The following is a 6,841-nucleotide window of genomic DNA, read 5'->3' as shown; positions in this document are numbered from 1 at the left end:
GAGGTCAACGATGCCGATTCGGACCCCACAAACGAAATCGAAACATGGGCCACACTCAGCGGCATCCCGCCAGATATCGCCGATGGGGATGACGTAATTGACGGAGATGCCAGTCCAACGAATGAACTTCAAGCCCTCAGCCTATCCGGCAACACTTTAAGTCTGAGTGGAGGAGGCGGAAACGTTGATCTGTCCGGGCTGGGCAGCGTGTGGTCGCAGAATGGGAATCAGATTTATTACAACACCGGAAGAGTTGGGCTCGGCAACACCAATCCGGACGAGGAGCTGGTAGTTGGCACAAATTTAAATTCCGGCTGGGCAGTGCCCGCCATCACGGTGGGGTCCAATAGTGGTGGAGGAATTCAGGTGGGTAATCCGACGATCAAGCTTTCCATAGGTTCGGGTAATGCCTTTAACCGGGGCCGCATCATTCAAAGCGATGCCAATGGGTATGGGCAGGGCATTATTGAAATGCGCACCCGCCAGCTCAATATTGGCACCGAACCGGGTATCAATACCACCCGAACCTACCCTGTACGGATTGTTCAAAACACATCCTCAACAGGTGGAGCCTATGGTATGCTGCTGATGAACGGTACCAATAACGATAGCAACTGGGAGTTTTATGTAGGTGGGAGCGGCAACCTGCTCTTATATGCAGATAATGCTCCCCGCGGACAATTTGATGCAGTTTCCGGCAACTATACAGCGACTTCTGATGCCCGCCTGAAAACCGAAATTCAGGACCTCCCTGCGATCTTGCCTAAGGTACAACAGCTTACCCCTAAAACCTACCAATACCGTGGGCAGGAAGGTAGAGGCTACATCGGCTTGCTCGCTCAGGAGTTGCAAATGGTATTCCCGGACCTTGTCTCCGAAACCCCTGCCCGCAACGCAGGGGAAGCCCCAGCCCTGTTGGTAGATTACAATCAGCTGTCCGTTATTGCCCTCAAAGCGCTACAGGAGCAACAAACTATTATTGACCGCCAACAGGAACAGATCCAAAGTCTGGAGGCTCGTCTGGAACGTCTGGAAAAGCAAGTACTGAAAGATTAACCTTTGTCTCTTTTTTTCATCCCCCTGATTACCAGGGCTCCGGTTATTCCGGGGCCCTTTTCTGTTGCTATCCCGCTCGAAGGTTTGGGCTAAAACTCCTAACTTTCCGCGAAAACATGAAGCAACACCTCGCCCGCATTGCCATACTGGTACACGACTACGATGAAGCCATAGCATTTTTTGTGCAGAAAATGGGGTTCACCCTACTGGAAGATACGCCACGCTCCCCCACCAAACGATGGGTTGCCGTTGCCCCGCCGGGACAGCCGCAATGCTCCCTGCTATTGGCAAAAGCCAAAGACGAGGAACAGGCACAGTACGTTGGCAAGCAAGGCGGTGGGCGGGTCTTCTTATTTCTTCATACCGATGATATCCAACGGGATTATGAGCAATACAGAGCCGCTGGCATACACTTTGAGGAAGCGCCCCGAAAAGAAGACTTTGGTACAGGTGCTGTATTCCGGGACCTGTATGGCAACCGCTGGGAATTGATCGAGCGGAGCCGGTAACCAGAGGAGCCTCACTAAGCAGTGGGTAAGCACAACTTTTGCTAAATTTGGCGTATCCAAAAAAGCCACCTTAAATGAGTTATCAGTTGTACGAAATAGACCTCAGTTTTCCTTATGAAGCCCTTAGGGTTTTCATACCTGTAACTGGCACGCTGCTGTCCTTTATCATTTTTTGGTTTTCCTGGCAATCTCCAAAACTAAAATCCCGGTTGATTGAACAGAACGGGCATGACATGGGCTGGGCAAAGCTGGTAATTCACACCAAGATATTAGGCGGGCTTAGTATGGGCCTGCTTCCGGCAGTCGCCTATTTTATTGCCTTTCCGGAAACCCGGCTACAGGACTTTGGCTGGACCCTGCCACCTGCAACACGGGCAGCGACTTTCCTCTGGATATTTGCGCTTAGCGCGTTAATGATTTTCCTGGTACAGTTCAACGCCAAAAAGCCGGAAAGCCTGGAACACTACCCACAAATCAGAGCCACTCGCTGGACTCCGGGTATGATTCGGGGCAGCCTTCTGGGATGGACGATTTACCTTTTAGGGTACGAAGCGCTGTTCAGAGGAGTACTCTTGTTTCCGCTGGTTGACGCGATCGGTCTATGGCCGGCAATTGCTGTTAATATTGGATTGTACTCTGGCACACATATCCCTAAGGGCTTGAAAGAAACAATAGGTGCCATCCCGCTCTGTATCGTACTCTGCCTTTTAAGTGTCCTTACCGGAAATATCTGGATCGCGGTTGCTGTACATGTATCGATGGCCTGGACTAACGTCCTTGTATCACTGAAACACCATCCTGAAATGAAAATTGTGAAGCCATGAAAAAGGGCAACAATCCATTTGAAGACAAGGTCGTGCTCATCACCGGGTCCAGTCAGGGAATAGGCAAAGCTACTGCCAGATCATTTGCGCAACAAGGCGCACAGGTCATACTGAATGGCCGTAATCAGGAGCGCCTTTCGCAGGCCGTTTCAGATTTAAGGGACTCCGGTGCTAAAGTAGTAGGTATTCAAGCAGATCTTACCAAGGAGGCAGAAGCAGCACGCTTACTTAGCGACACCATAAAAGCCTTTGGAAGACTGGACATTCTGATCAACAATGCCGGTATCAGTATGCGGGGGCACTTTGCAGATCTTGACCCGATTGTATACCGGACTGTTTTCGATACCAACGTCCAAGGTGTTGCTAATTTGACTATCCCTGCTATGCCATATATCCGGGAAGCTAACGGATCTATTGTATTCATTTCTAGCCTGGCAGGCATTCGGGGCTTGCCTGGCCTGTCTGCCTATTGTGCTTCCAAAATGGCACTAAGAGCTATGGCAGAATCCATTCGTATAGAAGAAGCGGGCAAGGGCATTCACGTTGGATTAGTGCAAGTAGGCTATACAGAAATCGAATTTGATAAGACCACAGTTGCTGCGGACGGACGGCTCAAGACCATTAACAACCGGTCAAAATTCCGGGCTGCGAGCAAGGAAAGCGTAGCGAAAGCCATACTTAGGAATGTTAGAAAACGTAAGTTCGTCACTACACTAACGCCAATCGGCAAACTCAACGCATTCCTGCAGTCCATTGCACCCGGAGTGGTAGAAAGAATCCTTATCAGTCAATCGGGAAAGATCGCAGAAAGAAGTTAAAACTACTTCCTACCGCCCTCTGCTCAGCAACCACACCCCAGCCAGCGTCACCCCAAAGCTCAGCAGAAGCTCCAGCGTCAGTAGCTCGTCCAGTAACAGCCAGCCGAAAAAGAGGGCTACAAATGGGTTGATGTAGGCATAAAGCGTGACCTGAGCTACCGGCAGGTGCCGTATGGCGTAAACGTAACTCCCAAAACCGGCAATAGATCCAAACAGCACGAGATAGGCCACCCCAAGCATAGAGGTACCGGAAATGGCAGCAAAGTCCACGGGCTCCAGCAAAACCCCGCTGATCAGCAACAGCCCCATGGCACCGAAGAACAGTTGTACGGCCGACCGGAACATAGCGGGCAAATCACCGTCCCGCCCATCGGACAACAACACGCTCGTACCTGCCCAGCAAATCGCACCGCCCAGGGCGATGCCCATACCAATGAGCGCATCCGTACCTTCCAGGTTGAACAGGCTTTCCCGGAAGACCAGGAACATGCCCAAAGCCCCCAGCAAAAGACCTGTGACGATACGGCGGTTCATGCGCCCCTTCCCCATCAGCAAATTGATGAGGAGCACGTACACCGGGATCAGGGAAAACACCAGCGCGACCAGTCCGGCCGGCGCATAGTCCAAACCCAGCACCATCAGACCGCGGGCAAAGGCAAAAAAGCCCAGCCCGAAGAGCCCCTGCCTCAGGACCTCTTTCCAGTCTATTGCCTTCGGTTTTTCCAGTCCCAGCGACAACCCGAGGAAGATCAGGCTGGCCATCAGCTCACGGAAACCCGCCATGAAGAAGACCGGAATGGTCTGAATGGCATACTTCACCGCAATGTGCGTGGTGCCCCAGATAAAGCACAGCAGCAGGATCGCCAGCAAAGACAGGCGTTTGGGATCAGCTTGTTGGATGGCTTTCAGCATGCTCGGAATTTTGTGCAAAGGTGGGAAAATTTACCGGCTTTGCAGCCCACCTGTTGGACTGGCATAAGATATCATAGCCCACTTGCGTTATGTTTAAAAAACTACCTATGAAAAGCCAATTTTTTATCCTCGTCGTTGGGTTGGCGCTAATGGCCGCCTGCAACAGTACCTCCAAGACTACCGCACCTGCTGATACTGCCACTACCAAATCCGAAACCACCATGGCGCCCAAACAACGCCCTTCCCTGGTTAACCGCAAATGGGATATTACAGAAGTTTCAGGTCAGGATGTCCGGAAGCTTCGCCTGGCCGTTACGCCTTTCCTGCGGCTTACCGGGGAGGCAGAGGGCTTCCGCCTGAGCGGCAGTGATGGCTGCAACAACCTGATGGGCGGCTATGATGTAGGGGACCATGGTACAATCAGTTTCTCCAAAGTCGCCTTTACCCGGCGTGCCTGCCCGGAAAACGGGGACATCAACGCCATACTGACCAAAGCTCTGCAACAGGTCAACCACTATACCCTGAGCAAAGACGGGCTGAGCCTGACGCTGAATAAGGGCGAGGGCAATCCGATCATCAAAATGGAGCTGGCCCGATAGTCTTGCAGATCAGTTATACTACAAGACATTTTTCAAAAGGGATTGATTTTTCAGCCTCCGCACGCCCCCTTTCCCCCTAAAGGCGGGAACCCCAGCGCACAAAAAATAATCCCTTTTATTCATGACGCCTTATTTGTCTAGTGGTTTGCAGATCAGTTCGTGCCTGTACTGAGCTAATCAGACCAGCCAGATTCGTACGTTGAGGTGGTCCAGTCCTGAAAATTGGGTTTTCCGCCAACCGAAAGGAAGTTTTTGATTGTTAAAGGGTCAAATAACACACCCAACCCCATGCAAAAACTCCAATTCGATTCGGCAGCCGCCCCTGCCCCCTTGAGCAAAGTGCTGAAGTCCTGCTGGGTCATGCGCAGCAGCGCCGAAGACCGGCAAACGGTACCAGACTTGCTGATCCCGGATGGATGTCCGGAAGTCATCTTTGTCTATCAGGGCGGGTACCGTAAAGTGGCCCTTCATCAACCGGAAGTCAGCCAACGGGGTACAGAATCCTGCCTGGTGGGCTTGCAAACCCAGACCCAGTTGGTCACGCGGGTCAGCCCGGTGCATATTGTGGGCCTCAAGCTTAAGCCTGCCGGGTTTTACCGGCTTTTTCCCAAAGTGGCTGCCGAAGCGGCACAGCAAAACCTTCCCATATCACAACTCAGGATTCCATGGCTGCAACATCTGGAAACGCAACTTAAGGCTCTGCACACCGCTGCCGAAATCCTGGACCATCTGCAAGGCACCCTGCCTTTACAATGCATACAGATGCCGGATGGGCTGGCGATCGTGCAGCGTTGTATTGAGGCGCAATTGCAGGAGCAAGGGCAAACTCCCATTCAGGAGCTGGCCCGGCAGCACCACCGCAGCATCCGCCAACTGCAACGCTACTTCAAGCAATACACCGGAATTACCCCCAAGCAATTTGCCCGGCTCATCCGGTTCAAGGCACTGTACAAGGACAGCGTAATTCGGGAAGTGCAGCCCGGCAACTACTTTCAATACGGCTACTTCGATCAGATGCACTTTATCAAAGACTTCAAGGCGCACCTGGGCATCACCCCAACCGCTGTAGCCGACCGGGACTTTCAGCTACAGAACGAAATGGCCCGGATCAGCCGGTCCTGACGCTTTTTTACTATCGGGCAGGCACAACAGATTATAGTTTTGCCATCAAAAACACCTATGGAATTACGACCACTCGGAAACAGCAGCCTCAAAGTCAGCCCCATCTGCCTGGGCACCATGTACTTCGGTACCAAAACTGATCAAACACAGTCGGAGCTCCTGTTGGACGCCTACCTGAGCAACGGTGGCAACTTCATTGATACCTCCAACAATTATGCATTTTGGATGGAGCAGGGCGTAGGGGACGAAAGTGAAACCGTGCTTGGACACTGGCTGCAGCGACAGTCCCGCGACCGCATTGTGCTGGCCACCAAGTGCGGGGCCCGTCCCAGGGCTTACACCGGCAGCCTGGATCAAATCGAATTGGAGGGCCTGCGCAAAGCGACAATCATACAAGCCGTGGAAGACAGTCTCCGCAGGCTGCACACCGACTATATTGATCTCCTCTACGGGCATATCGACTTTCTGGAATACCCGGTGGAAGAACGCCTGGAGGCCTTTGCCATCCTGAAAAAAAGTGGCAAAGTACGTGCATTTGGCATCAGCAATACCTGGGCCTGGCGGGTAGAGGAAAGCTTGCAACTAAGCCGGGAAAAAGACCTGCCAACCTACTGTGCTGTACAACAAAAGTATTCCTATCTGCGCCCAAAGCCGGATGCCGATTTCTGGGTACAGCGCCTCATTGATGATGGAATGCTGCAGTACGCCCATCGGCGATCCCACATCACCCTGCTGGCCTATTCCACACTGCTTTCCGGCTTGTATGCCAAAGGCCCGGATGCAGCGCTGCCGCCCGAGTACGACCTGCCCGAAAACCGGGAGCGTCTGCAACGCCTACATAAAATGGCGCAGACTACCGGGCACACGGCCAATCAACTGGTGCTGGTCTGGATGATGGCACAGGAAGTGCCAATCATGCCCCTGATTTCCGGTAGCAAAGTGCACCAAATTGAGGAAAGCATGGGCGCATTGGCCATCAACGAACCGATTCAACTGTAAGC

At 52.5% G+C, this 6,841-nt stretch carries 8 protein-coding genes; 7 read left to right on the top strand and 1 reads right to left on the bottom strand.

The features are described from left to right. The 4 genes from MRY86_RS23775 to MRY86_RS23760 all read left to right on the top strand — a co-directional run. Nucleotides 1-1,056 (top strand): tail fiber domain-containing protein (locus tag MRY86_RS23775; protein WP_293571975.1); only part of this gene is annotated, 1,056 nt, incomplete at its 5' end. 116 nt (nt 1,057-1,172) lie between these two features. After that, nucleotides 1,173-1,565 (top strand): VOC family protein, encoded by a 393-nt coding sequence (locus tag MRY86_RS23770; RefSeq protein ID WP_293568912.1) that lies wholly within the window; start codon nt 1,173-1,175, stop codon nt 1,563-1,565. A 74-nt stretch (nt 1,566-1,639) separates the two neighbouring features. Next, complete coding sequence (locus tag MRY86_RS23765; protein WP_293568910.1) at nt 1,640-2,389, top strand: CPBP family intramembrane glutamic endopeptidase; 750 nt, start codon at nt 1,640-1,642, stop codon at nt 2,387-2,389. After that, the gene (locus tag MRY86_RS23760; protein WP_293568908.1) at nt 2,386-3,207 is read left to right on the top strand and encodes an SDR family oxidoreductase; all 822 of its coding nucleotides are present in this window, start codon (nt 2,386-2,388) and stop codon (nt 3,205-3,207) included. Before MRY86_RS23765 ends, MRY86_RS23760 begins: the two co-directional genes overlap by 4 nt. Nucleotides 3,208-3,216: 9 nt before the next feature. On the opposite strand, the gene MRY86_RS23755 is transcribed toward MRY86_RS23760, so the two are convergent. Beyond that, on the bottom strand, nt 3,217-4,119 hold the full coding sequence (locus MRY86_RS23755) for an EamA family transporter (protein WP_293568906.1): 903 nt from the start codon (nt 4,117-4,119) through the stop codon (nt 3,217-3,219). A 107-nt stretch (nt 4,120-4,226) separates the two neighbouring features. Between MRY86_RS23755 and MRY86_RS23750 the strand changes: the two genes are divergently transcribed. The 3 genes from MRY86_RS23750 to MRY86_RS23740 all read left to right on the top strand — a co-directional run bounded on the left by MRY86_RS23750 (nt 4,227) and on the right by MRY86_RS23740 (nt 6,839). Next, nucleotides 4,227-4,718, top strand: a complete 492-nt coding sequence (locus tag MRY86_RS23750) for an META domain-containing protein (protein ID WP_293568904.1) — start codon at nt 4,227-4,229, stop codon at nt 4,716-4,718. A 288-nt stretch (nt 4,719-5,006) separates the two neighbouring features. Next, on the top strand, nt 5,007-5,840 hold the full coding sequence (locus tag MRY86_RS23745) for a helix-turn-helix domain-containing protein (RefSeq protein ID WP_293568902.1): 834 nt from the start codon (nt 5,007-5,009) through the stop codon (nt 5,838-5,840). Nucleotides 5,841-5,897: 57 nt separating this feature from the next. After that, nucleotides 5,898-6,839, top strand: coding sequence for an aldo/keto reductase (locus MRY86_RS23740; RefSeq protein ID WP_293568900.1), 942 nt, complete (start codon nt 5,898-5,900; stop codon nt 6,837-6,839). Nucleotides 6,840-6,841: the final 2 nt, after the last annotated feature.

Source organism: Phaeodactylibacter sp., assembly GCF_022763345.1.
GTDB lineage: Bacteria > Bacteroidota > Bacteroidia > Chitinophagales > Saprospiraceae > Phaeodactylibacter.
Note: the sequence above shows the minus strand (reverse complement) of the source record. Positions and strands in the feature narration are given on the sequence as shown.

What these genes read in the sequence shown, in the direction of transcription:
- MRY86_RS23770 (WP_293568912.1), top strand. Translation starts at nt 1,173, where the DNA reads ATGAAGCAACACCTCGCCCGCATTGCCATACTGGTACACGACTACGAT.
- MRY86_RS23765 (WP_293568910.1), top strand. Translation starts at nt 1,640, where the DNA reads ATGAGTTATCAGTTGTACGAAATAGACCTCAGTTTTCCTTATGAAGCC.
- MRY86_RS23760 (WP_293568908.1), top strand. Translation starts at nt 2,386, where the DNA reads ATGAAAAAGGGCAACAATCCATTTGAAGACAAGGTCGTGCTCATCACC.
- MRY86_RS23755 (WP_293568906.1), bottom strand. Translation starts at nt 4,119, where the DNA reads ATGCTGAAAGCCATCCAACAAGCTGATCCCAAACGCCTGTCTTTGCTG.
- MRY86_RS23750 (WP_293568904.1), top strand. Translation starts at nt 4,227, where the DNA reads ATGAAAAGCCAATTTTTTATCCTCGTCGTTGGGTTGGCGCTAATGGCC.
- MRY86_RS23745 (WP_293568902.1), top strand. Translation starts at nt 5,007, where the DNA reads ATGCAAAAACTCCAATTCGATTCGGCAGCCGCCCCTGCCCCCTTGAGC.
- MRY86_RS23740 (WP_293568900.1), top strand. Translation starts at nt 5,898, where the DNA reads ATGGAATTACGACCACTCGGAAACAGCAGCCTCAAAGTCAGCCCCATC.